The organism is Nocardia arseniciresistens (genome assembly GCF_046764875.1).
GTDB lineage: Bacteria > Actinomycetota > Actinomycetes > Mycobacteriales > Mycobacteriaceae > Nocardia > Nocardia arseniciresistens.
Genome location: NZ_JBKORD010000010.1, coordinates 102,697 through 124,764 on the forward strand (window position 1 = coordinate 102,697; position 22,068 = coordinate 124,764).

Consider the following 22,068-nt stretch of genomic DNA (forward strand, 5'->3'; position numbering starts at 1 on the left):
CGGTGGCATTCTCCTGCCCGTCGCCCGTCTTCCTGCCGGTGGGAATGGAGTTGAGCGGAATCGTGGTGTTCGTCCGTCTGTCACGGGGTCGATGTGCCGGTGTTCCGGAAGAATTCACGGATGTCACGCAGAGTAGGTCCCTCGCCCATGATGTCGGATAGATCAGGCTCGTCGTCGAGGGAGGCGGCAACCGGCGCCGCGGCATTCTCGCTGTGCTCCCGGGCCTGGCGTGCGGCCTCCTGTGTCGCTTGCAGGATCAAGCGGGCGAGTTCGTCTGCCGTCCTGCGGAGCGCGGCCGGGGTCAGCGACAAATCCGTGAGAACACCGTTGGCGTCGACCGTTACTTCGACCGATCCGTCGGACGACCGGGTCTGCAGGCGAAGGGCATCCAGCTGCCGATGGATCTCGGTCAGCCGGTCCTGCTGTTCCTCATAGGAGTCGATCAGTTGCTCCACCTGCTTGCGCAACGCATTGTTGGCCGAACGCAGACCCTCACGCTTCCATCGGTCCATTCCCTCGTCCCTCCCCATCCCGTTTGCCTGACCGCATGTCCAACCGCGCCATGACCAGCAGCAAGCGGTGGAGCACCTTGGCCGGCCCGGGTGCCTGGGCGCCGCCCTGCTCGACCGCGGCGTATCCCTCGGCCAATGCTCGGCCGGGATCCAGTACGCCCGTGCGGAAGCAGTGTTCGCCCAGCTGGTCTCGCCAGCGTCGATAGCCGTCGACGACCTGTGCCAGGGTCCGGTTCTCGATGCCGGTGACTCGCAGGTATTCGGTGATCAATGCGCGCTGGGCCGTCTGCCGCGCCCGGAACCCGCCGGCGAGATCGGCCACGTGACCGAATTCGCGCAGCATCCGTGCGTGCATCGGGCGGTGTGTGTTTTCGCCCGGCCGGGTCCAGGGCCGGGCGCGGCCGGCCGGTCCACCCGGGTCCGCCACGGTCCGGCGGTCCAAGACGATCCACGGCTCCGGTGTCGCCGGCTCTGCTCGGTTCTCCACTCTCGACAGGTCGCCGTCGCAGTCTCCGATCTCGATGCCGTGCAAGGGGAGTGGGTATTTGTCCAGCACGGTGTCGACGGCGTCCGCGATTTCCTGGGCCGACTGCGTGGAGATTCCCGACGACTCGAATCCGGTGATCCGCAGGTTGTGCCGGGCAGCCATGGCGCTGATAATCTGCATCGCCTCGTCGGCCGTGATCGGCTGCGGCGGCGGTTTCCGGTCCGGAGCCTTGCGCTGCTTGGGTTCAGCGGGAGGTTTCGGTGCGCCGGGCCGTCGAGGCGGTGAGACCCGTGGCGGTGACTGCTGCTCCGGTGAGGTCCCCTTGCCGGGTTTCGACCATGGGGACGCGGAATTCCCGGGTGCTGCGGGCGGCGAAGCCTGCCGACCGCCAGGTGGCCGGGTGTGCGGTGTGGCCGTGGTATGAGTGCCCGAACTGCGACCGGACCCCGTGGGCAGCACCGACGATGGTGGCGCGGAAGCCGAGGACCGCGATGCCGGTGTGGTCGGGGTCGAGGCGCTGGGGCCGGAAGTTGCGGGCTGGGACGGCGTTTGCTGTCGGTGGCCGCCCTGTTCCTGGGAACCGCTGCCATTCGGATCGGTGTTGTCCGGCACGGCGCCGGAATCAGCACCGGGAGAATCGGTTCCGGCGGGCGAGTCCGTGGAACGCTGTCCCGTGGGCTGCCGTGCGTCGGTGCTGGTGTCGCTTGCTGCCGGTGAGCCGGAGTTCGATTGCTCGGTATCTTCCTGTGTCTGCCTCGCACCGGACGATTGCCGGTTCGGTTCGCTGACGTGGCTCGTTTGGTCGGTCTGCGGAGCAGACGCTGTTTCGGAACTCTTTGGCACCGCGATATTCGGAACTGCGATATCCGGCAACGAGTTCCGGACTTGGTTGCCGCCGCCGCGATCCTGATTTTCGAAATTCTCGGCGGTGGCGCGGAGATTGGAACCCATGGTCGTGACGTTATGGACGAGGTTCTCGAATCCCGTCATGTTCCGTTTCAAGCCCGGTACATACGATTCAGCGAACGTCTTGCCGGGTTCGTCGTTGCCCCAGCACTCGCCCTCTCCGGCGAGGTCGGCCTTCAACTTCGCCAGCATCCGTGCCGTCTCTTCGGCGAGCGTGTGGAGTTCGTCGGCGGTATTCCGTAACTCGTCCGGATCGACATATAACGATTGCTCCACGAGCCCTTCACTGTGGCCGTACTCACTTCGGATGTGCCTGCGCCGATGTCGGCCCTTGCCATCTCCCGGTGTTGCCGGGAAGACGATTCTGCACCGGCGACCCTCATCGCGCATGTCGCGTCTTCTCGCCAGTGGGAACTTGCTTCCCGCCGCATGCTTCCTGAACCAGGCACCGAACATGTCGAACGACGGAGCCCGAATGTGGTGAAGAACGCTATCCGCGAAGCCAATTCATGCTTCGCCGGCAGGTCCCAACCGATGACGCCGCCGAAATCATGCCCGATGTAGTGGACTCGCTCCTCCGGGGCGAAGTTCTCAACCACCGCGCCGAAATCTTCGACGAGCCGGTCGAGAACATACGAGTTCACATCGTCTGGTTTTCCAGAATTGCCCAAGAGGTGCCGCCGGAATACGGCAAACCTGCCGGACATCACTGCTCGGGGTTGCCGTCCGCGTCCCAGCGCTGTTCGCTTTGCATCCTTCCGAACTCGTCCGCGTGCATCTCGTAGGCCAGCAGTCCGTTGCCGTGCCATCGGCGGCCCTCGCGGATGATGCCGAACTGGTAGATGTTCTCCACGCTCACCGAACCGTCTTCGCGGAAGCTGCGCTCCGGGCCGTCCTGCACGCCCACGCGGAAGCTGGACTCGGCGAGCACACCGTCTTCGTCGGCTTCCACAGCGATGCCCGTGAAGGGCTGGCCACGATAGGTGAGCCGGTCACCATCGTCGAACTCGGCGTCATCGAGAGGTACCCGCATCGTGCACTCCTGTTCAGGCCAGTTCATGACGTTATACGCGAGAGCGTCACGCCTGCGCGTCATGATCACGAACTAAATCCCCCTCTCGAGTGGGAGAAATCCCGCCGCCCAGGCGACTACGGTGCGGCTGCTACTGCTCGGCGGGTGGTGTGAAGTCAGCGGGCACAGCTGCCGTGGGATGCGGTGCGCCCGCCGGTCAACCCGTAACGGGTGTAGCGGGCTCACCGCCGGGTCGCACCATGTGCACTGGAGTACAGAACGTCGTCTGAGCCGCGAAGCTGTATCGCTGTCTGTGGCTGCTGTCCGGTTGTGGATCGGGGTGTCTGCTCGGGCGCTGACCGCTGTCGGCAAACTCGGCCGAGATAGGGCGCTATCCCGCTGACTTGTCGAGGAACGCCCGCAAGTACGGATCGACAGCGTCCGCGTCGGTCAGACTCAGGAAGTGCGCACCACCGTCGATGATCACCGGTGGTGCGGCATTCGGCAGGGCAGCCGCCAGCTCGCGGGCCCGATCGACGGAATACGCGGCATCGGCCGAGCCGTGCAGAACCAGCGCCGGGCAGTCGATCGCAGGCACGCGGTCGAGCACGTTGTCTCGCTCGACCGCGTGCTGAGCACCCGGTCGATCTGGTCCCCGGACAGCTGGCGCCACTTGGCCTGCCATTCGGTCGCGTCGTGGCTGCCCAGGCAGATCGCGGCGTTGAGGTCGAGCAGTTCGGGCGTGGGACCGAGTTCGCGCCATGCCGCGGCCGCCTGCCGGTAGCCGACGGCGACCTCTGGATCCTCCGCGCTGCCCGAGGTGCCGAGTAGCGCGAGCGCGGTCACACGCTCCGGTGCCAGCAGCGCCATCCGCAGCGCGATGAACCCGCCCTGGCTGGTGCCGACCACCGCGGCCCGGTCGACCCCCAGTTCGTCGAGCAGACCGAGCGCGTCGCGAGCCACATCCCAGTAGGTGAACGGACCATCGGCGGGAGTACTGCCGTGCCCTCGCTCGTCCATCGCGATCAGCCGGAATGTCCCGCTGAGCGTCCGCACCTGCGGGACGAACATGTCGGCGTCCATCAGGTAGCTGTGCAGGAGCAATACCGGGGGACCGTCGCCGCCGTAATCGACATAGCTCACCGGTTGGCCGTCATTGACCTTCGCCGTTGTCCGCATGGGCCCCAGTCTATTTCAGAGCGCCGCCACCTCCGGCGGTTTGTGGTGGCAGCTCTGCGTCGCCAGTGGTAGCCCGGCCGACGGAGCGCAGGCGTACCGCTTGGCGTATGACCCGCTCACACCCGCCGGGTACTCACCGGCATGATGCACATCGCTCGCCCTTCGACCGTCGAAGAAGGTAACGGGTGGAGGGTGAGCCAGAAACGCATGGTGGTGGTCGAAGCGGGCGGTCAATGCCTCGATCAGGGCGGAATGCCTGCCCCGGAGCCGGCCGAGCGCTGGCTCGGCCAACGCCTTCAGCATTGCGCGCCCGGCCGCGATGACCCATCCCGATCAGTACGAGGGTCGTCCCACCGGTCACCGGTCCCGCGTTCGGAACTGCCAAGAATTCCAGGACTGGTCCTGCGTGGCGTATCCGGTTGTGGCAATGGTGTTTCCACTGCGTTTTCGCCTACCCGCGGAGTACGGTGAGGTGCTGTGAGGAGAAGGCGGATGGCGTGGTGGCTGCCCACCGCGTGTGTGGTTGCGACCGTCCTGGGTTGTGGCTCCGAACAGTCGGCCCCGCCGGGGACGACCAGCGTGGGCTCGGCGCTGTATGCGGTTTCGCCGCATTCGGCCGCGCAGTCACCGCTCGCGGGTACCTCGGGTGCCGTTGCACCGCAATGTCAGACGTCCGATCTCGCGGCCGGTCTCGGACCGGAAACCGCGGCCGCTGGAACCGTCGCTTTCCCGATCGTATTCACCAACAACGGGTCCGGTCCGTGCGTACTCGAAGGATTCCCGGGTGTCTCCTACGCTACCGGCCCGGACAGCGCACCCGTCGGCGCGCCCGCCGCGCGGGACGGTGCCTCATCCGGCCCGGTCCAGTTGTCGCCTGGTGGGCAGGGGTCGGCGCTGGTGTACGCGCTCAACGTGAGCAACATCGCGCCCGAGCAATGTCAACCGGTGTCGGTGTCCGGGCTGCGAATCTACCCGCCTGACAACACCGTATCGCTCTACCTCGAACGCGCCGGGACAGCATGCAGTCTCGCGCAGGCGACCACGAGCCAACTGAGGATCCACGCTGTCGTTGCGGGCACCAGCGACCGTTAGCCCGCCGGGTGGCGACCGGGCGTCGTTGCGGCATGGCGGATTACGACGCGGTCACAGTAGTGCGCTACTCCTGACGTCGCGGTCGGGTCCCCGGAAAATCGGTAGCTACCACGTCAATTCCGGTCCTGCTCTAGGGCCGGTCGACCTTCTCGGAGGGGTAGCCATGGTTGATTCCCTTTTCGCCGATGTGTCCGAGTTCCAAGTACCGGTCGACGACTCCTACCCGTATCAGATCTTTTCGTTCAGATCCAACGACGGCACGTACCGGGACCACAACTTCTTCACGAATTACGCCTGGGCCGCCGACGCCGCCGACGCCGGACGAATCTCCTGCTTCATCGTCTACTTCTACTGGCGACCGAACTGGCTCGAGACCGTCGACACCCACAGGAGCATGATCGGCCAGGCGGGTGGCCCGCACCCGAAGATGATCTCCATGATCGACGTGGAATCGGGCGGCAATCCCGGCGGAAACCAGTCCGACGGCATCAACCGCGCCTATTGGCGGCTCACCGACTGGCTGGGCTCGACCCGCCGGGTCATCGGCTACGCCAACCGCCCCGACTTCAACAGCATGTGGCCGGTGCGCCCGGACGGACTCGACATGATCGGCGCCGGCTACGGCAGCAACCCCAACCTGCCCGGCCAGATCGCCCACCAGTACACCGACGGCCAAGGCTACGGCGGCGGACTCCCCGAGGGTGCCCCACCTTTCGGCAACTGCGATATGAACTCCGCCGACGGATTCTCGCCGGAGGACTTCGCCAACCAGTGCGGCGTCGGGGTGGTCGCGCCGGATCCGGTCACCGACATATGGATTCAATTCATGGGCATCGGCGGCAACGGCTGGCCCCAACTGGCCGGCCGCACCCTCGTCGACGGCGTCGCCATCGTCGGCCGAACCCTGGGCCTGTCCGGGTTCGCGCCACCCTCGGGACCAACCCAGGTGCCGCTGCCCCGCGACCCCGACGGCCGCATCCGCGACGAGTGGATCCAGATGCTCGGTGTCCAAGGCCAGGGCTGGCCGCAACTCGGCGGCCACACCCTCGTCGACGCCGTCGCGGCAATCGGGCAGGAACTCAACATCCCCGGCTTCCAGCCGCCCACCCAGTAGCCCCCTGATCGGAGTACACGTATGCCTACGATCCCCAGTACAAACGGTCGCTTCTTCGTCGTCACCGATTGTGTGCCACAGGTCCGGGCGGCCGCGACAGCCGCCGCCCGCGGCGGCATCCTGGCCGGCCTCACCTCCGCCGACCTTGGCGAGTTCGCCTTCCCGGATGAAGCATTCAACGGCATACAAGCCTGCGACACAACACAATCCGGCCCGATCGCATGGTTCGGCACCTTCAACGGCGGGGTCCCCGAGGGCAGCGTCTATGCCATCGACCTCACCACCGGGCAGGTCTTCAACCACAACTCCGGACAGGCCGCGGCATGGACCCGATTCGTCCTCGCTGAATCCACATAGACCGAATACGCCGCAGCCGAAACCTGGCTGGCCCGCGGTCGATGCTGCGGCACCGGTCCCGTCCCGCGCGCCGGCGGTGAAGGCCGCCGTCGGCCCGGTGACGACGCTCCACCAACAACCCCTACTGGGTGATGCAATTCGACGGCATCACCCCATAACCATCGGGTCCACACCATCGAACCTCGACGTCGACCACATTCACCAGCTGAAATGCGTGGCACGTCAGCGCGTCCGGGAGACGCTGACCGGCCGCGATCGTACGCGGGATTGGTCAACTGGAGATTGTCCTGGGCGGGCTGGGTGCTCCCGCCGGACAATGGTCGTATGACCACCAGTGTCGAACTGCGTGTGTATGCCGAGCTGAACGACTTCTTGCCCCCGGGCGTGCGGTACGCGGCGCAGCTGCGGCCGGTCCGGCCGCACCAGACCGTGAAGGACGTCGTCGAGGCCGCCGGTATTCCGCACACCGAGGTCGACCTGATGCTGGTGAACGGTGAGTCCGTCGACTTCGGCCGCCATCTGCAGCCGGGCGATCGGGTTGTCGTCTACCCGATGTTCGAGACGCTCGACATCGGGCCGCTGACCCGAGTGCGTCCCCGCCCGCTGCGCGATCCGCGTTTCATCGTCGATGTCGACCTCGGCGGGCTCGCACGGCTGATGCGGCTGATGGGACTCGACGTCCGCGGCGTTTGGGAGGCCGACGACGCAGCACTGGCGAAGAAAGCCGCAGCCGAGCACCGGATCCTGCTCACCCGCGACCACGGACTTCTCGAGCGCCGCACCGTGACCCACGGCGTATTTGTCCGGTCGGACCACCCGCTCGAGCAGATGGTGGAGGTCGTCCGCCGGCTCGATCTGGCGGATCGGCTGGTGCCGTTCAGTCGCTGCATGCGCTGTGGCGGCGTTGTCACCGATGTGGCCGAGCAGGGCATTATCGATCGGCTCGAACCTCTCGCCCGCCGCTACTACGACACCTTCCGGCAGTGCTCGGGTTGCGGCCGAATCTATTGGGAGGGTTCACATCAGCAACGTCTCGAGGCCCTGGTCGCCCGGATCCGCGCGGCAATCTCGTGGTGATAAGGCGACGGCGCTCGGGTAGGTCTGTGCTGTAGTTCGTCGGTGAGTTCGAAATCTGGTCCCGTCCACACCTCGAGTTGCCCGCGCATGTCTTCGGCAATGTACATCAGGGTCGGGCGGTGTACGCGGAGTACTGCCGTGTACCTTCACGCGCCAGCCAGGTGGTGAAATCCAGCAGTTCCGGATGGCATCGCCGCAGCGCCACGATGTCGGCATTCCAGCCTCCGCCCTGGTTGGCGAACCGGTAGCCGGCGAGGGCGTCGGGGTCCTTGTCCAACAACGCTTCTCGTGGGATCGCTCGGTATTCGATCGGTTGTCCGAGGGACCGGCTCATAGCCTCGGTGATCTCGGTCATTGTCAGCTCGTCGCCCGCTAGTTCCACTGCGGCTCCGATGTATTCGTCCGGGTGAGTGAAAGCCCGCGCGGCGAAGACGCCGATGTCGGTACCCGCGATCAGCTGCACGGGTACGTCCGGATGGATGACATCGGTGAGTACTCCCTCGCGTAAGCCGAAGCGGGGGTCGAGCTGGTTCTCCATGAAGCGCACCGGGCGTAATGCGGTGGTCGGCAGGCCGAGCCGAGTCGAGTATCTTTCCAACTCCGCCTTGCTCTGCCAGCGGCGAATGCCGTGATCGGCGTCCGCAGCGCCGACCGAGGCGTAAACGAAGTGAGCAACACCCGCTGCCGCGGCCGCATCCGCGACATTGCGGCCCAGCCTCAGTTCGTCGTCGACGGTGAAGCCGGGAGGTGTGCCAGGGTATCCCGCGGTCGGTTGCACGCTGAACACCCCGTGAACACCCGCCGCCGCCGTATCCAGCGCGGTTCGGTCGCCCATATCGCCACGCGCCAGTTCCGCACCCGCCCCTGCCAACACCCGAGCACCCGCCGTGTCCGGGTCACGCACCAGCGCGCGCACCCGCCAACCCGCCGCCAGCAGCGCGCGAGCCGTTGCACCACCTTGGGTGCCCGTCGCTCCGGTAACCAACACGATGTCCGACATCGCATCCTCCTCGAGTAGCGCTTTTCGCCTGTATCGGCAATAAGTGGGGATTGTCCCCGTTTGACTGTCGGCTACAATACGGGGACTATCCCCGTTTTGCAATCGGAGTGTAATGACACCAGCCCCGAGCAGACCTCCCCGCGCCGACGCGCTGCGCAATTACGAACGGCTCATCACCGCCGCCACCAGTGCCTTCGCCGAACACGGCCCGCAGGTGCCGCTGGACGACATCGCACGCGCCGCCGGGGTCGGCAATGCCACGCTCTACCGCCATTTCCCGACCAGACAGGCACTACTGGAAGCGGTCCACCACGACCACATAGCGGCACTGGTCCACCGAGCCGGCGACTTGGCCATGGCACACGCCCCCGCCGAGGCGCTCAGGTTGTGGCTCGACACCGTTGTCGCACAGGGCAGCGCCACCCGCGGCCTCGCGGCCTCACTGCTCGCAGTCATAGGCACATCAACCGAATCTTGGTGCCGGAAAGAAATATTCGCCGCGGCAACCGGCCTTTTGCAGCGCGCTCGGGACGCGGGCGAGATCCGATCCGGGCTGACCGCACCCCAGTTACTGAAGCTCGTCAACGCGATAGCCCTTGCCACTGAAGGAGATCCGGACCCAACCCAGCAAGCCCGCACACTGCTGGACTTCCTCTTCGACGGCCTTCGCGTTCAAGCGTGACTCTGTGCACGCGACAGACCTGTGCGCAGCTCGAACGGACTGGCCGAACGTTCGCCGATGCCGCCGACTCGCAGCGAAGATCTCACCGTGACGAAACATAGCCTTCGACTCAGCAATTGGGCGGAAAACATCCTCCTCTGCCGCCACCCGTGCGTTCGACGAACATTTGCTTCTGCCGATGATCGGAAGTCGGTTCCTTATGCTTTGGCTCGCACTCTCCGAAGGTGTGGGCTGTCCGGAACCTAGTGCGTCTGGTTCGCGGCAGTCGATTCCTGGAAGTCGACGAGTGCTTCTCCGTGCACCTGCGCCCACTCCGTCAACATCGCTATCGGCTCCTGGAGCGTCCGGCCGAGCGGGGTCAGGCTGTATTCCACCCGTGGAGGCGCTTCGGCGTACCGCTGTCGATCGATGAGGCCGTTGCTCTGCAAGCGGCGGAGGGTCTGGGTCAGCACCTTCCGGGAGATCCCGCCGGACAGGGCGACAAGTTCGCTGTGCCGCTTGGGGCCGTCTGCGAGCGCGTACAGGGTGACTACGGACCACTTGTTCGCGACGATCTCGATTGCTGTGCGTGCAGGACAGTCGGACATGAAGATGATTCCGGCAGGAGGGCTCACGGTCCGAAGGTTACCAAAAGGTACCTATCGGATTCCTAGCGTTGTCATCATGCACATCGCAGCCCTGATCCTGTCCGTCCTGCTCGCTCTCGCGATGCTCCATTCCGGAGTGATGAAGTTCGTCCGCCCAGCGTGGCTACGCCAATTCGCGGAAGCGGTCCACCTCACCACTTCCCAGCTCACCGTGCTCGGCAGCCTGCAGATCGCCGCGACGGTCGGTCTCCTCGGGGGCATCTGGTTCCCGCCCTTCGCGATCGCCGCCGCGATCGGTTTGGTGCTCTACTTCGGCGGCGCGATCGTCGCCCACATCCGCAGCGGCGACCGGAACATGCTGGGAGCGGCGGTCTTCCTCGCGTTCTCGATCGCGACGTCAGTCGTGCTCGTTCTCAATGTTCGCCTCGCCTGAGCTTGCGGCAACACGCCACCCCACATCAGGAACGCCCAGTAATGCCGCTGCGCGCGCGTCGGTCAGCTGATCAGATGGCCTGGCTGACAGGGGCTTCCGACGTCCGATCGCGTCAGTGTCATGGGTGAAGATCGACGGCGTGGATGAATTGACAGCAGAGCTCGAGCGAGTGATGCACGGGCTGAACTACGCGCCGAGCTTCGGGTTGCTGCGGTTGCCAGCGGGGTTGTCGCTGGGAGCCGCGCAAGCGGCAGTAATCGCGACCTACCCCCAAGCGACGTTCCCCAACCCGATCCTCTCGGATGTCGATACTTTGTGGGACGAAATAGATTACGGGTTCCACTACCGCGGCGACACTGGCAGCGGATTGACGCTGTCTCTTGCCGAAGAGACCAGACTTCAGGATCTTCAAGAGCGCTACCGGAACTTCGCCCGCAGCTCCATCGGCCCAGGTTCGGTCATCTACACCGGCGGTTTTGCTGGTCTTCCCGGTTACCCCGTGTTCTGGGACTTCAGATACATCGTGCTCAACGAAGACCGTAACGGACTGCTGCTTTTCGGCAGCGCATCGGATTAGCCACACGGCAACCACGATGGCCGGACACCGGCTTGTGCATGACAGGTCCCTTCATGAATTACGGGTCATGTCCCGGCCGGGACGCCACCACGGCATTCATTGCCGCTGCGGATCTGGTTGCCGTCCGGGGCCGCTGACCGTGGTGCGGTAGTTCGTGGTGATATCGGTCAGGTTGTCGCCGCCGCGCAGGCTGTTCTCCATGGTCCGGTTGGCGAGGACCACCGTGGTGGTCGCCGGGCGGCGCTCGGATTCGTATTCGGTGAGCGCAGTCTCGGCGGAGTGTTCCGGCAGTGCCCGCGCGAGTGCCTCGGCGTCCAGGATCGCCTGGGTGGCGCCGTTCGCGCCGACCGGATACATCGGATGCGCGGCGTCGCCGAGCAGGGTGACGCGCCCCCGCCCCCAGCGATCCAGGGGGTCGCGGTCGACCATCGGATGCCGCAGGATCTCCGGTGTCGCGGCGATCAATGCGGCGACATTCAACCAGCTCAGCGACCAGTGCTCGAAATAGCGCAGCACGTCGTCGGAGGACACGAGACTATTGTGAACGTCGGTGGCGGGCAACGGTTGCGGCTCGGCGAGCGGGACCATGGCCACCCAGTTCAACAAGACGCGCCCGTTCGCGCGGCGGCCGATCGGATAGGAGACGAAGCGCCGACCGTGCTCGTCCTTGCCGACGGCCATCGACTGCCCATCGAGGAACGGCTCACCTTCCACCACCCCACGCCAGATCTGCATTCCGGACCAACGCAGCGGATCGGGGCCTTGATGCAGCCGGGCACGGACGACCGAATGGATACCGTCCGCGCCGACGAGAGCATCTGCGGTGACGGTCTCGGTGTCCGCACGAAGGCGATCGTCCAGCTGTACCCGGACCACGTCGTCGGTCTGCTCGAAATTGCTCAGTCGCGCGCCGGTCCGGACCGCGGCGTCGCCGAGCCGGGAGCGGACCGCGGCCAACAGCAGCGACTGCAGTTCACCGCGATGCACGCTGTACTGCGGCAACCGGTGACCGGCCGCGGTCCCGCGCGGCTGCGTCGTTTGCACCGTCCCGTACCGATCGATGTACACGTGTTCGGTGGTCGCGACGGCCAGGTCGGCCAGTTCGTCGGCGAGGCCGAGTTCCGTCAGCACCGCCACCGCCTCCGGTTGCAGGCTGACGCCCACCCCGAGCGGACTGATGGTGCGGGAACTCTCGATCACCGCCACCTCGTGGCCCGCGGCGTGCAGAGTCAGGGCGGCGGTGAGTCCACCTATGCCAGCCCCGGCGATGAGTACAGAACGATTGAGCACGGGATCCTCGGAAGGTGCGTAGACGGTATTCGTTTCGATATCGCCCCGGCGCGTTCGAAATCCGCGCCGCGCAATTGTCGGCCCGTACACCGGGGTGGGCCAGCCTATTCGATTTTGCGGGCTTGCACGATGCTGTCCGGTGTCGCGGTTGGGGATGATGCGCACCGGTTCGAATCCGGTGGCCGCCAGCAGTGCACGGACGCACGGCGAATTCACCTTGCGCGGTCGTCGATACGGTCAACCCGAATGGACAGGTGTTACGGCTTCTGTGTCTGCCCCCGCGGGCATACACGATGTCGGAGCTGCCGCCTACGGTGATACCGAACGCGAGTCAGGAGAACAACATTGGCGAAGCTACATCGGCCTGGGCGTCCTGAGGACCTGCCCGACGCACGACTGCTGTGGGCGCGGTGGGCCGCCGTGGCGGTCGCGACCTACGACGGCGACGGAGAGCTCGAGCCGTCACACCATCGTTCGGGCTACTGGATCGATGACGACGGCTTGCACTGGGACGACTGCGGTTGCACCTGGTGGGTGCTGAAGTGGTTCGGCGACGGTCGCGCTGTGCTCGTCGGGGAGGATGAATCGAGCAAGGTCAAGGGGTACGAGCCCGCGATCGACCTGCTGGCCGGTGCGCCGGAATGGGTGCCACGGCATTACCTGCGAGGACTGATCGATGCCTATATGGTCGGCTGCGTCTACTGGTTCGACGAGGGAGCCTGGCACCGCGCGCCCTACCCGGACGATCTGGCCGACGACGGACTCGACTGCGGCATGTCGGCTTTGACGACCCGGGCGGGCGCGGTCGGTGAGATCGGCGAACGGCTGGAGTTCGACGCCACCGACGCCGGTATGCCCGAGTTGTGTGCGCAACTGCTCGACGACGCAGAGCGTGGAACTGTCACAGAGAACGTCCTTCGCTCCTTCGCCGAGACGATGGTGCGGTTGGCTGCGCAGCATTACCCCGAGAACGATCCAGAACCGCGCACCGGCGACGACCTTGCCGCCATGTTCACACTGTCCAGACGCGCCGGTCTCGACACCCATAACTGGACAGGCGCACTCGGCGCCCGCAGCTGAACCCGACGGGCATCAAGATGCACGGTTTTCGGCTACGTTCCAGCGGTGTTGGTGGCCAACCGGATCCGCGGCTCGCCACCATGGGCTCAGATCGCGCGCCATGCGGCTGGTGCCGATTGTGAGTTCGGCCGGGCACGCCCAGCTGATCTATCAACGTTGACGCCTCCGCGGAACGCCAGTCGATCCTGTACCGGGCGCACGGTATTCGGCAGAAGCGGAGGTTCGTCGATCTCGTAGTAGTCGTCCAGTCTGTCGCGGGTTGTCGACGGTTTCGAACCGGTCAGTGATCGGCACCGCTCCGCTCCATCAGTGGACATGGTCTCGCGATCGCGGAATACCGAGAGATCCAGCTGGTTGCCCCACGAGCTGCCCGGAATGGTCGACGCTCGACCTGCTCCTGTCGGTCCTCGGGCAGCGAAGTCGGAATCGCGGTGGTCGGCTGTCGTGGTGCACAATCCTCTTCATGGCACAGTCTCTGCCCGAGGGCGAATCGCTTCTGCTGCGGACCGACTTCACCGACGACGCGGCGTGGGCCCAGACCCTCGCGGCGGTCATCGCGTCCTACGACGAAGACACAGAGACGGGGCTGACGCCCATCGACGAGGCGGCCTTCGACGGGCTGACACTCGATGAACTGGTCGAGCTGGTCGACGGCCAGACCTACGTGTTCCTCGCCGACGCCACCACGATGACCGACTCCGAGCACCCGATCCTGGCGGTCGACACCAGCGACGAGGACGACCGCGGCGGCTACCCGGTGTTCCGGATCGCGCCGAGCGCGATGGCCGGGGTCGAGGTCAACTTCTTCCTCGCCAACATGGACTTCGGCGACTTCGCTGACAACGTCGACGACGACGGGGTATATCGCGGCTTCGACCAGTAAGCACGGGCACCATTCTCCATAGCGCCCTGACCGCGCAAACCGGCTTGGATGACGGGTAGCTGGCTGATGAGGTCGTGTACTCAGCTGTCACGGCCCCTGGACCCGACGCTCACCTGATGGCCAGGAGCGGCATCGAGCATGCGACCGTTAACGCCGACGGACTCATCACGAGCCCGCGCGCCCCACTGAAGGGGCTGTTGCCGCCAGAGCCCGCGACCGCACGTTGTCGGCCTATGTCTGTTGTCGGCCTATGTCTATGGCAATGCCCTCGCTCTCGCCTCTGTCGGCGATCGCGACGACCGCCACTATCAGCGACGGCACCGCCGCCGCACTCGGGACGATGTGACGGTTCGCGGTGAATCCTGGCTGTTGGCAAGCGAACCCGACGCTCAGGGTCATCCTGGGAAGGGCGCTATACCGCTACCAGCGCGGGTAGCGGCAGCGTCCCTATCGCAACGAGCGGGGCATTGGGGATGCCGAAGTACGTTAGCTCCCATCTATAGGCGGGGATTTCTCAGCCGGTGGTGTCAGATGCACCAGACCACGCTGCCGAGGGGGAAGCATAAGGCCAACGATCCCTGGACCGGCGTGACCGTAGCCGATGTCGAAACTGCAGACGTCGGAACCGAACTAGCCGAAGCCACCGGAGTTGCGATAATTCCCAGGGGCAAGGCAATGGCGGTGGCGGCTACGATCTTGATCATTGTGTGGGACATGTCTTGTTCCTTAATCGACGTAACTCGGTCGACGCGCGTCGAATAAGCCAACCCGTCTTCGCTGATCTATCGTCGGGCTGATTGCCGCCGAGCCGCAGATGAGCGGGTCGGTGCGAATCGTTATCCGGCAGGATGTGTCCACCGCTGCCGAGCGATTCGCCGACCCTGATGCGGCCCGTGACGTGCCTCGTTTTCGACCCTGACCCAGTTGTCTGGTTCTGATGCGTGGCGAGCTATGGCCACGCTGCGAGATTGCCGGACCAGATCCTGTCGCGAATTGATCCGGCGCCAGGCCCTGTCGCGGATGCGCCGACCTGGCAGCTCCGGCACCTATGCCTCGACCGAAGCGAGCCTTCTTCGCAGCGCTGGGAAAAAGGTGCCACACAGTTTACTACCGGCTACCAGAACCAGGGCCGAATTCGCCGCTGCGAACTTCGCCGGTGCGCGATGGCAGACGACCTAACCGATCTGCCGGATTACAGCCGCTGGCACGCCGGCCACCAAAGTTCCCGCAGGTACATCGCGGGTGACCACGGCTCCGGCGGCGACAACCGCGTTCGCACCAACGGTCACGCCCTGCATGATCATCGCAGAGGCCCCGATCCAGACGTTGCGCTCGATCCGGATCGGCGCCGAGGTTATCCCGGTACGGCGCTGCGCCGGTTCGACCGGGTGGCCCGAACTGATCAGGCTGACGCTGGGCCCGATCATTACGTCGTCGCCGATCTCTATCCCACCGATGTCATTGAATCGGCAGCCCTGGTTGACGAAGACGTTGCGGCCGATCCGGATGTTGATTCCGTGGTCGGAGTAGACCGGCGGGATGAGATGGAAAGTCTTTTCGACAGCTTGGCCGGTGAGCTCGCTCCAGCCTTCTTGGATCGCCTTTTGATCGGCGTACCGAAGCATGTTGAGCTCCTCGGTCAGTCGGATCGCACGCTGCACTTTCTCCACGAAACTCAATTTCTCCCTCTCGTCGAACAACCTTCTTCCAGAGGAGGAAATCAGTAACAGGTAGCGCTGGGCAAACAACCACAACAGCGTGAGCCACAACCCGCTGTTGTCCTGGGCGGTGACCTGCTCATCGGCCAACTCTGAACGCTCACACCAGAACTCGGCCGACCGATCAGCGACCCTGCCGCCTCGCGACCGGCGACAACTTCATCAACACCGGGGGTCGACGCACCCTCCTCCAGTGACCAGCAGATACGCGAACTTCGTTGTTTCTTGCGCCATTACCGCCATTTGTAGCTGACCTGACGTTTCATCGCGTCCTCCTGGTGGGCTTCATCGCGGCGGCCAGGGAGAAGCTGGTGTGGCTGAGTTCACGGTGTTCGCGTCGTGTTGGTGAGTAGCGTCTCGAGTATGGAAAATGAGGAACCCAGCCGGACAGCGCTCGTCACTGCCTACGCCCGTGCCTATCATCAAATTGTCGACCGGCCAAGGATTCTCACCGATCCACTGGCGGCACGTCTGCTGGGTGTCACTGTGGATGAGCTGACCGAATTGGGCCGGCCCGCAGCGGATCATCCCGGTAGCGGTGTCGGCTCGGGAATCCTGCGGCTGGGTGTCGGTGATCGGCCGCGCCGCCTGTTCCTCGCTGCTCGTGCCCGTTACGCCGAGGATCGTGTGGCCGAGGCCGCCGCTGCCGGCGTGCGACAGGTCGTGATCCTCGGTGCGGGGCTGGATACCTTCGCCTACCGCAACCCTCATCCTGGCCTGCGTGTATTCGAGGTCGACCATCCCGCTACCCAAGCGTGGAAACACCAACGCCTCGCCGCATCCGGTATCGACCTGCCCGAGCGGTTGACTTTCGTGCCGGTCGACTTCGAAACCGACACACTGGCAACACGATTGGAGGCCGCCGGGTTCAGCCGGACCGATCCGGCTGTGTTCGTTTGGCTCGGTGTCGTCTTCTATCTGACCCCGGACGCCGCCCGCAGCACCCTCGAATACATTGCTCGTCAATCCGAGCCGGTCGAGGTGATCTTCGACTACCTGCAGTCGGCAGACACCGACGAGGATCGTGCGCGGCTGCAGGCGCGCGCAAATCGAGCGGCAGCTGTCGGTGAACCCTGGTTAAGCTACTTCACTCCTGACGACATCGCCGCACAGTTGCGCGCGCTCGGCTTCACCGACATCGAAGACCGCTCCGCTGCGGACCTCATCGCTGGGTACCTCGATGGATCCGCGGAATTCGAGGGCGAACCACCCCAGGCACTGCGCCCGGTCCGCATACTGCGGGCGAGCCGCTGAGGATTCCCCTCGAGTTCCTTGCCAGCGCAGGCCCAGCCGCGGCCGGTCTCCGGTGATTCCGGAGGCCCCAAGTCGGTCGCGCATGCTTATTCGTCGTCGGCGGTGTCGCGCACCGGTCTGCGGATCCGCCGAAGTCGGGTAGGTGGGCGCTGTAGTGCCCGTCGACGCCGGTATGGGCGCGCACGAACGCCGACAAGCGCTCAGGAATACCGACTACTCGATCAATGGAGGTGCCAGTCCGGACCCCTTGTCGAACGGACGCCGCACGATCGGCCTCCTGCTGCTGCGCGCTGACGGGGCAAGCCCGGTCAGGGCTCCTTTCGATCTGTCGGCGACCGCCGACCCGGGTGATAGGACGACTCGATCTCCTTGGACACGATCCCTTCGAGGTGATGCTCGCCCGCCACCGCGATCATCCGATCCGCCGGAACGTCCAGCCGACACGGGGGCGTGCTCACCGCCGGCGCCGAGCGGAATCAGCATCGCTGACGGGATCGACACATCGCATACGTAGCTCATCGGTATGCGATCACCGCTTCATGATTCGCCATCGCATCTCTAGATCACGATGAACCCCGCTGGGGACCGATTTCAACCTGCAAACGTCGGCGTAATTCCCGATTCGGGCGCGTGCTCGCGTGCATGTCGCACCAGGTACCTACGTGTGTATTCACAAAGTATAGGAACATACTGATGCACCCGCGCCACCGAGGCGATAAGAATCGGAAAATCGGCAGATAGGCGAGAACACCCTCGTCGCGACACACAAACACCATCCCACCTGTCGGTCGCGATTCCCTGTGGCATACAACGAGGTAGCCGAGGTCGAGCAATGACGCTCGGTGGGGTCGGAGAAGTTTTGTGGCATCGCTGACGGAGCGTGGCCGCTGATCCTCAGTGTGCCATGTCCGTGTCCGCTCACGCACTATCCTGAAACGCGACGGCCGGTCGAGTCTCTTGGTAGCCGACTGGCCAGAACCGACAATTCGAATGACTACACTGTTACCTCTTGCCTACGGGTATATCCGCGAAGGTCTACTCCATGATCTCAACCAGCGCATGAGTGAAGACCAACTGCGAAAAATTATCAGCTCGCTCGGGTACGAGTTGGGCACCGTGTTCCGCGAACCCGCGCCAGAGAACGGCTTACTGCCTCCGGCGTTCGTCGATCTTGTCCAGGAATGTCTGCGGGCTGAAGTGCACGCCGTCATCACACCGCATGGACATATGCCAGATATGTCGGTATGTCGGATGGTTCTCGAAGTCCGTGCGCATGCCGCAGTGCATGAAGTGGAATTCTGAACGATTGGATTGCTCGCGGTACGCGGGCGCCGATTCAGATCGTATTTCCGAATCTGGATTGTATTCACATAATCCCCACGTATCCCGATGTCAAAAGATCAAAATGACCCTGTCCTACTTCGAACTGAATCAACGTCTTCGAAGGAGTTCGGGTGCATTTCGGACCAGACGCGAAACTACGCGTTGTCGCCGCACATCTGGATACGATGTTCAGTGACGCCACCGCGCATACCAGTGCATCTTGGCGGCATCTCGGCGATGAAGTCGCCAAAGGTGGCGAACGAATAGCGTGCTCCGATAAAAGCTTCCAACGGGGTTTTCCTCGCGATGGACAATTTCAATGGTTTCGCCCCACCGAAATCGAAACTTCGAACGAATCTGCCCGCAAGTCCTTTCGGACCGTCTCAATGCAACCCAAATATGTGGGGGAGCATCTTTCAGGTAATGCGGTCTTTCCTGGTAGGAAGGTCAAGTACGTAACCGATGTTGAGCAGCGGAAGAAATTTCAACTTCAAATAATTGATGGGAAGCTCTGTGATGCCAAGGGTAATCTATTCGATACCGGTGGCCGTGAAGCAATTTTCGTAATGGACAAATGGGGACGGATCTTCGCTTCAAAAATGAGCATGTCCGGTAAGTTTCATCATTCGAGCCTTATGGCTGGTGGACCGGTTGCCGGTGCGGGCGCCATGCGAGTCATACAGGGAAAACTGCAACGCTTGACCGATGAAAGTGGGCACTACCGTCCGCCGCGGTATTTTACACGCCAGGTTATCGAGTATTTGCGTGACCAGGGCATTGAAATGGATCGTGTGTCCGTCTTTCTGGCGGCTGAGAAATAATGTGAGGATCGATGAACGAAGATCGGCGCGCGGTTGTAAATGCCGTCCTCCATGAAGTGCAATTCGCAGCGAATCTGGATAAGCAGGAGGCGGAACGGGTAGCTTCGTCCTTGCTGGCCAACCCGCTTTGGTCGCTTACGCCGGAACAGGAGTATCTGGCGCTTGTCGAGGCGCTCGAAGTGGGTGCAGAACTCGGAGTGATCGATATACCCGGGCATGCCGAGGCTATCGTGCGAAATTTTCTGCAGCAGGTTGTCAGCAGCCTGGATGAACGCCGGCCGTGGCCACCCCTTCCGTTTCGGGAGCTACCGGACACTCGGTGGAGGGAATTTGCTGAGGCGCCGGTGATAGCGCGAGTGGAGGTGGACTGGCCGGAAATCGAGGCGAGAGTGGGGAGGATATTTACCGAATCTGTTCCGGATTCGCGGCAATTCCTATTGGTGCAACTCCGCTCGGGCGCGGAAATCGGATTCGTCTGGTCCGAACAGAATCACTATTCCCATACTCTGATAACAGTACCCGACACTCTCTTTTCGAGACGGCAGATTGTGCAAGAAATCGTGAGCATTACCGATCTGAGTTCGGAAGAGTTCGTTATCTTCGAAGAGCCTGTCGGGCACGATTCGAAAATCTGATCGGGAGAAATCACCTAGGAGACCAGCTGAAATACAGCGCCGCTTCGAACCCGCGGAATATGCTGTCGTACGACCGTCCGCATCAGGTGGGCGACGCTGCGTCACCTGTTTGCTGCTCGATACCCAGTAGGTGATCGACGGCGTTACGGGCGCGGGTCAAGGCGTCCTTGCGGCCGAGAAGCTGGCGATCGTGATTCGCCTGAAGCACCATGGCATGCAGTTCGAAGACGAGCTGCTCGACGTCCGTGTCCGACGGAAGCTCGCGGAGGCGCCGGGCAAGTTCGACGTCTCGTTGAAGCAGGGCGTCGGCCCGGGCGACGGCGTCCGCGACGGCGTCTCGGACGGGTCCGGACCGGCCGTCGAGTTCGCTTGCGGCAGCAACGAAAAGGCATCCGCCCTCAAATGTCTCCAGGTAGTCGATCCACAACGACATCAGCGCCCGCAGTCGCGGGAGTCCGGCGGGCTGCTGCTCGGCGGGCAGCAGAACATCGCGCTCGAAGACCCGCGATGCGGCAGCGACGATCGAGAGCTGGAGTTCCTGCTTGGTGCCGAAGAGGGTCTGGATGCCGCTCTTGCTGGTGCGCAGAACTTCCGCGAGGCGTCCGAGCGTCAGACCCTCGAGCCCTTCGACCGATGCGACGTGCATCGCGCGATCCACGATCGCGGTGCGGCGTGCGTCACCTGTACGAGTCATACGTACGATCATATCTAACTATACGACCATACGTATTGAAACGTACGATCGTATCCCTTAGTGTGGTGTATCCGACCTGAGGAGAGCCATGACAACCCCATCGACAGCCGAGGATCTCGCCGCGATCGCGAAGCCATATTTCGCCGCTTGGGAGGCGCACGACATTGATGCGATCGTTGCTCTGCATACCCCCGACTCGCAGTTCCAGGCCCATGGTCGCGGTGCCGCAGTCCATGGCCGTGAAGCTCTGCGCCGCGAGTTCGCGCATGTCTTCGATCTTTACCCGGGCTTCGGCTTCGAACAGCGGCGTCTGCTGTTCGGTAGCGGCCATTGGGTTCTGGACTGGACGCTGACTTTCCAGCGGCCGGGCGAAAATCGTCGGGGTGTTCATTGCCTCGACGTCGTCGAGGTGGCGTCCGACGGTCTCGTCGCGCGCAAGGACACTTTCTTCGACTTCGCCGAGTTGAAGGCCGCGTTCGGGGGTGCCTCGTGAGCGCCGTCGGCCCGACCACGCCATTGTTCGATCGGGCATTGCTCGATGTGTTGCCGGTCGAGCATCTTTGCGATCTCAGCATCGACCTGGAGCCCGCCCAGATAATCTCGACCCCGCTCGGCACCCGAATGGTCTTCGTGACCAAAGGCGGTCGATTCCAAGGGCCGGGCTTCCGGGGCGAAATGCTGCCCGGAGGTGGCGACTGGGTGTGGCTGGGAGCCGACGGGATCAGTCGTATGGACGTTCGCGCGACCCTGCGCACACATGACGGTGTCCTCATCAACTACGAGTCGAACGGAGTACTCCGGTTCCCGCCCGATGGTCGACAGCGTCTGGCCGCCGGGGAGCGACTGTCGGTCGATGAGAGCTATGTGCGACCAACGCCGAGGTTCGAGACCTCCGACGAGCGCTACTCGTGGCTGTGCGGACTCGTCGTGGTCGGCTACGGCGAATACGGTCAAGGCCGCATCGACCACCGGATGTATCGGATTCTGTAGCAGCAAGTTTGTTCGCGGCCGCCGACCATGAAGTGGAGCGTCATTTTCGGCGGCGCTGTGACCCGATCATAGATTCCTGATAGATGTCGGCGTAGGTCCGTGAATCTTTTACCAGGTCATCGCAGAAAGCCGCGACATCATTGCCGATGAGTTCTATGACTCCTTTGTTGGATGCGACCCCTTCCTCGAAGAAATCGACAATCCCCGAGAGCAAGCTCCCATCGACCAGTTCGACCGGCCCGATCTTGAAAAGATACTTTTGAATCTCCTTGTAGACAATCTGATAATCGGGTGGGAGCGCGTCGACCCGCGCTATGTGCGCACGCCACTCCCTCTTACCTTCGATGATGTCGCGGATGCCCACC

The 22,068-nt window shown here is 63.8% G+C and carries 26 protein-coding genes; 15 read left to right on the forward strand and 11 right to left on the reverse strand.

Annotated elements, in window-relative coordinates:
• Positions 1 to 80: 80 nt before the first annotated feature.
• The 5 genes from ACLMAJ_RS19440 to ACLMAJ_RS19460 form a co-directional block, all read right to left on the reverse strand.
• Positions 81 to 512 (reverse strand): YbaB/EbfC family nucleoid-associated protein, encoded by a 432-nt coding sequence (locus tag ACLMAJ_RS19440; protein WP_412015154.1) that lies wholly within the window; start codon positions 510 to 512, stop codon positions 81 to 83.
• Positions 493 to 2,181, reverse strand: coding sequence for a hypothetical protein (locus tag ACLMAJ_RS19445; RefSeq protein ID WP_412015155.1), 1,689 nt, complete (start codon positions 2,179 to 2,181; stop codon positions 493 to 495). The genes ACLMAJ_RS19440 and ACLMAJ_RS19445 overlap by 20 nt, the downstream gene beginning before the upstream one ends.
• Positions 2,182 to 2,611: 430 nt before the next feature.
• Positions 2,612 to 2,938: a toxin-antitoxin system YwqK family antitoxin gene (locus ACLMAJ_RS19450; protein ID WP_412015156.1), complete on the reverse strand. Its 327-nt coding sequence runs from the start codon at positions 2,936 to 2,938 to the stop codon at positions 2,612 to 2,614.
• A gap of 462 nt (positions 2,939 to 3,400) precedes the next feature.
• On the reverse strand, positions 3,401 to 4,096 hold the full coding sequence (locus tag ACLMAJ_RS19455; RefSeq protein WP_412015157.1) for an alpha/beta fold hydrolase: 696 nt from the start codon (positions 4,094 to 4,096) through the stop codon (positions 3,401 to 3,403).
• A gap of 15 nt (positions 4,097 to 4,111) precedes the next feature.
• A complete protein-coding gene (locus ACLMAJ_RS19460; RefSeq protein WP_412015158.1) occupies positions 4,112 to 4,387 on the reverse strand; it encodes a hypothetical protein in 276 nt (91 codons plus the stop codon).
• A 201-nt stretch (positions 4,388 to 4,588) separates the two neighbouring features.
• Between ACLMAJ_RS19460 and ACLMAJ_RS19465 the strand changes: the two genes are divergently transcribed.
• The 4 genes from ACLMAJ_RS19465 to ACLMAJ_RS19480 all read left to right on the forward strand — a co-directional run bounded on the left by ACLMAJ_RS19465 (position 4,589) and on the right by ACLMAJ_RS19480 (position 7,736).
• Positions 4,589 to 5,188, forward strand: coding sequence for a DUF4232 domain-containing protein (locus ACLMAJ_RS19465; protein WP_412015159.1), 600 nt, complete (start codon positions 4,589 to 4,591; stop codon positions 5,186 to 5,188).
• A 163-nt stretch (positions 5,189 to 5,351) separates the two neighbouring features.
• Positions 5,352 to 6,302 (forward strand): hypothetical protein, encoded by a 951-nt coding sequence (locus ACLMAJ_RS19470; RefSeq protein WP_412015160.1) that lies wholly within the window; start codon positions 5,352 to 5,354, stop codon positions 6,300 to 6,302.
• A 21-nt stretch (positions 6,303 to 6,323) separates the two neighbouring features.
• Complete coding sequence (locus ACLMAJ_RS19475) at positions 6,324 to 6,659, forward strand: hypothetical protein (protein WP_412015161.1); 336 nt, start codon at positions 6,324 to 6,326, stop codon at positions 6,657 to 6,659.
• 324 nt (positions 6,660 to 6,983) lie between these two features.
• The gene (locus ACLMAJ_RS19480) at positions 6,984 to 7,736 is read left to right on the forward strand and encodes a Mut7-C RNAse domain-containing protein (RefSeq protein ID WP_412015162.1); all 753 of its coding nucleotides are present in this window, start codon (positions 6,984 to 6,986) and stop codon (positions 7,734 to 7,736) included.
• Positions 7,737 to 7,842: 106 nt separating this feature from the next.
• Here the strand turns inward: ACLMAJ_RS19480 and ACLMAJ_RS19485 are convergent, their stop codons facing one another.
• On the reverse strand, positions 7,843 to 8,736 hold the full coding sequence (locus tag ACLMAJ_RS19485) for an NmrA/HSCARG family protein (protein WP_412015163.1): 894 nt from the start codon (positions 8,734 to 8,736) through the stop codon (positions 7,843 to 7,845).
• Between the two features lie 112 nt (positions 8,737 to 8,848).
• Between ACLMAJ_RS19485 and ACLMAJ_RS19490 the strand changes: the two genes are divergently transcribed.
• Entirely contained in the window at positions 8,849 to 9,418 is a 570-nt protein-coding gene (locus tag ACLMAJ_RS19490; RefSeq protein WP_412015164.1) for a TetR/AcrR family transcriptional regulator, read from the forward strand.
• Between the two features lie 242 nt (positions 9,419 to 9,660).
• Here ACLMAJ_RS19490 and ACLMAJ_RS19495 read toward each other — a convergent pair whose 3' ends face one another.
• Positions 9,661 to 10,032, reverse strand: a complete 372-nt coding sequence (locus ACLMAJ_RS19495) for a winged helix-turn-helix transcriptional regulator (protein WP_412015165.1) — start codon at positions 10,030 to 10,032, stop codon at positions 9,661 to 9,663.
• 49 nt (positions 10,033 to 10,081) lie between these two features.
• Between ACLMAJ_RS19495 and ACLMAJ_RS19500 the strand changes: the two genes are divergently transcribed.
• Both ACLMAJ_RS19500 and ACLMAJ_RS19505 read left to right on the forward strand, forming a co-directional pair.
• Entirely contained in the window at positions 10,082 to 10,438 is a 357-nt protein-coding gene (locus ACLMAJ_RS19500) for a DoxX family protein (RefSeq protein ID WP_412015166.1), read from the forward strand.
• A 124-nt stretch (positions 10,439 to 10,562) separates the two neighbouring features.
• Positions 10,563 to 11,015, forward strand: coding sequence for a hypothetical protein (locus ACLMAJ_RS19505; RefSeq protein WP_412015167.1), 453 nt, complete (start codon positions 10,563 to 10,565; stop codon positions 11,013 to 11,015).
• A 96-nt stretch (positions 11,016 to 11,111) separates the two neighbouring features.
• On the opposite strand, the gene ACLMAJ_RS19510 is transcribed toward ACLMAJ_RS19505, so the two are convergent.
• Positions 11,112 to 12,305, reverse strand: a complete 1,194-nt coding sequence (locus ACLMAJ_RS19510) for an FAD-dependent monooxygenase (protein ID WP_412015168.1) — start codon at positions 12,303 to 12,305, stop codon at positions 11,112 to 11,114.
• A gap of 345 nt (positions 12,306 to 12,650) precedes the next feature.
• On the opposite strand from ACLMAJ_RS19510, the gene ACLMAJ_RS19515 reads away from it, so the two are divergent.
• Both ACLMAJ_RS19515 and ACLMAJ_RS19520 read left to right on the forward strand, forming a co-directional pair.
• Positions 12,651 to 13,385, forward strand: coding sequence for a hypothetical protein (locus ACLMAJ_RS19515; RefSeq protein ID WP_412015169.1), 735 nt, complete (start codon positions 12,651 to 12,653; stop codon positions 13,383 to 13,385).
• A 463-nt stretch (positions 13,386 to 13,848) separates the two neighbouring features.
• Positions 13,849 to 14,268 (forward strand): DUF6924 domain-containing protein, encoded by a 420-nt coding sequence (locus ACLMAJ_RS19520; protein ID WP_412015170.1) that lies wholly within the window; start codon positions 13,849 to 13,851, stop codon positions 14,266 to 14,268.
• 1,175 nt (positions 14,269 to 15,443) lie between these two features.
• Here ACLMAJ_RS19520 and ACLMAJ_RS19525 read toward each other — a convergent pair.
• Positions 15,444 to 16,076 (reverse strand): DapH/DapD/GlmU-related protein, encoded by a 633-nt coding sequence (locus ACLMAJ_RS19525; protein WP_412015171.1) that lies wholly within the window; start codon positions 16,074 to 16,076, stop codon positions 15,444 to 15,446.
• A gap of 273 nt (positions 16,077 to 16,349) precedes the next feature.
• On the opposite strand from ACLMAJ_RS19525, the gene ACLMAJ_RS19530 reads away from it, so the two are divergent.
• The 4 genes from ACLMAJ_RS19530 to ACLMAJ_RS19545 all read left to right on the forward strand — a co-directional run bounded on the left by ACLMAJ_RS19530 (position 16,350) and on the right by ACLMAJ_RS19545 (position 20,019).
• Positions 16,350 to 17,240, forward strand: coding sequence for a class I SAM-dependent methyltransferase (locus ACLMAJ_RS19530; RefSeq protein WP_412015172.1), 891 nt, complete (start codon positions 16,350 to 16,352; stop codon positions 17,238 to 17,240).
• Between the two features lie 990 nt (positions 17,241 to 18,230).
• Positions 18,231 to 18,542, forward strand: coding sequence for a hypothetical protein (locus tag ACLMAJ_RS19535; RefSeq protein WP_412015173.1), 312 nt, complete (start codon positions 18,231 to 18,233; stop codon positions 18,540 to 18,542).
• 152 nt (positions 18,543 to 18,694) lie between these two features.
• A complete protein-coding gene (locus tag ACLMAJ_RS19540; protein ID WP_412015174.1) occupies positions 18,695 to 19,384 on the forward strand; it encodes a hypothetical protein in 690 nt (229 codons plus the stop codon).
• 11 nt (positions 19,385 to 19,395) lie between these two features.
• A complete protein-coding gene (locus ACLMAJ_RS19545; RefSeq protein ID WP_412015175.1) occupies positions 19,396 to 20,019 on the forward strand; it encodes a hypothetical protein in 624 nt (207 codons plus the stop codon).
• An 82-nt stretch (positions 20,020 to 20,101) separates the two neighbouring features.
• On the opposite strand, the gene ACLMAJ_RS19550 is transcribed toward ACLMAJ_RS19545, so the two are convergent.
• Complete coding sequence (locus ACLMAJ_RS19550; RefSeq protein WP_412015176.1) at positions 20,102 to 20,713, reverse strand: TetR/AcrR family transcriptional regulator; 612 nt, start codon at positions 20,711 to 20,713, stop codon at positions 20,102 to 20,104.
• Between the two features lie 88 nt (positions 20,714 to 20,801).
• Between ACLMAJ_RS19550 and ACLMAJ_RS19555 the strand changes: the two genes are divergently transcribed.
• Together ACLMAJ_RS19555 and ACLMAJ_RS19560 are read left to right on the forward strand one after the other, a co-directional pair.
• Positions 20,802 to 21,206, forward strand: coding sequence for a nuclear transport factor 2 family protein (locus tag ACLMAJ_RS19555; protein WP_412015177.1), 405 nt, complete (start codon positions 20,802 to 20,804; stop codon positions 21,204 to 21,206).
• On the forward strand, positions 21,203 to 21,703 hold the full coding sequence (locus ACLMAJ_RS19560; protein WP_412015178.1) for a DUF3237 domain-containing protein: 501 nt from the start codon (positions 21,203 to 21,205) through the stop codon (positions 21,701 to 21,703). The genes ACLMAJ_RS19555 and ACLMAJ_RS19560 overlap by 4 nt, the downstream gene beginning before the upstream one ends.
• Positions 21,704 to 21,743: 40 nt before the next feature.
• On the opposite strand, the gene ACLMAJ_RS19565 is transcribed toward ACLMAJ_RS19560, so the two are convergent.
• Positions 21,744 to 22,067 carry a DUF1048 domain-containing protein gene (locus tag ACLMAJ_RS19565; protein WP_412015180.1) on the reverse strand — a complete coding sequence of 108 codons (324 nt, stop codon included), beginning with the start codon at positions 22,065 to 22,067 and terminating at the stop codon, positions 21,744 to 21,746.
• Position 22,068 lies beyond the last annotated feature (1 nt).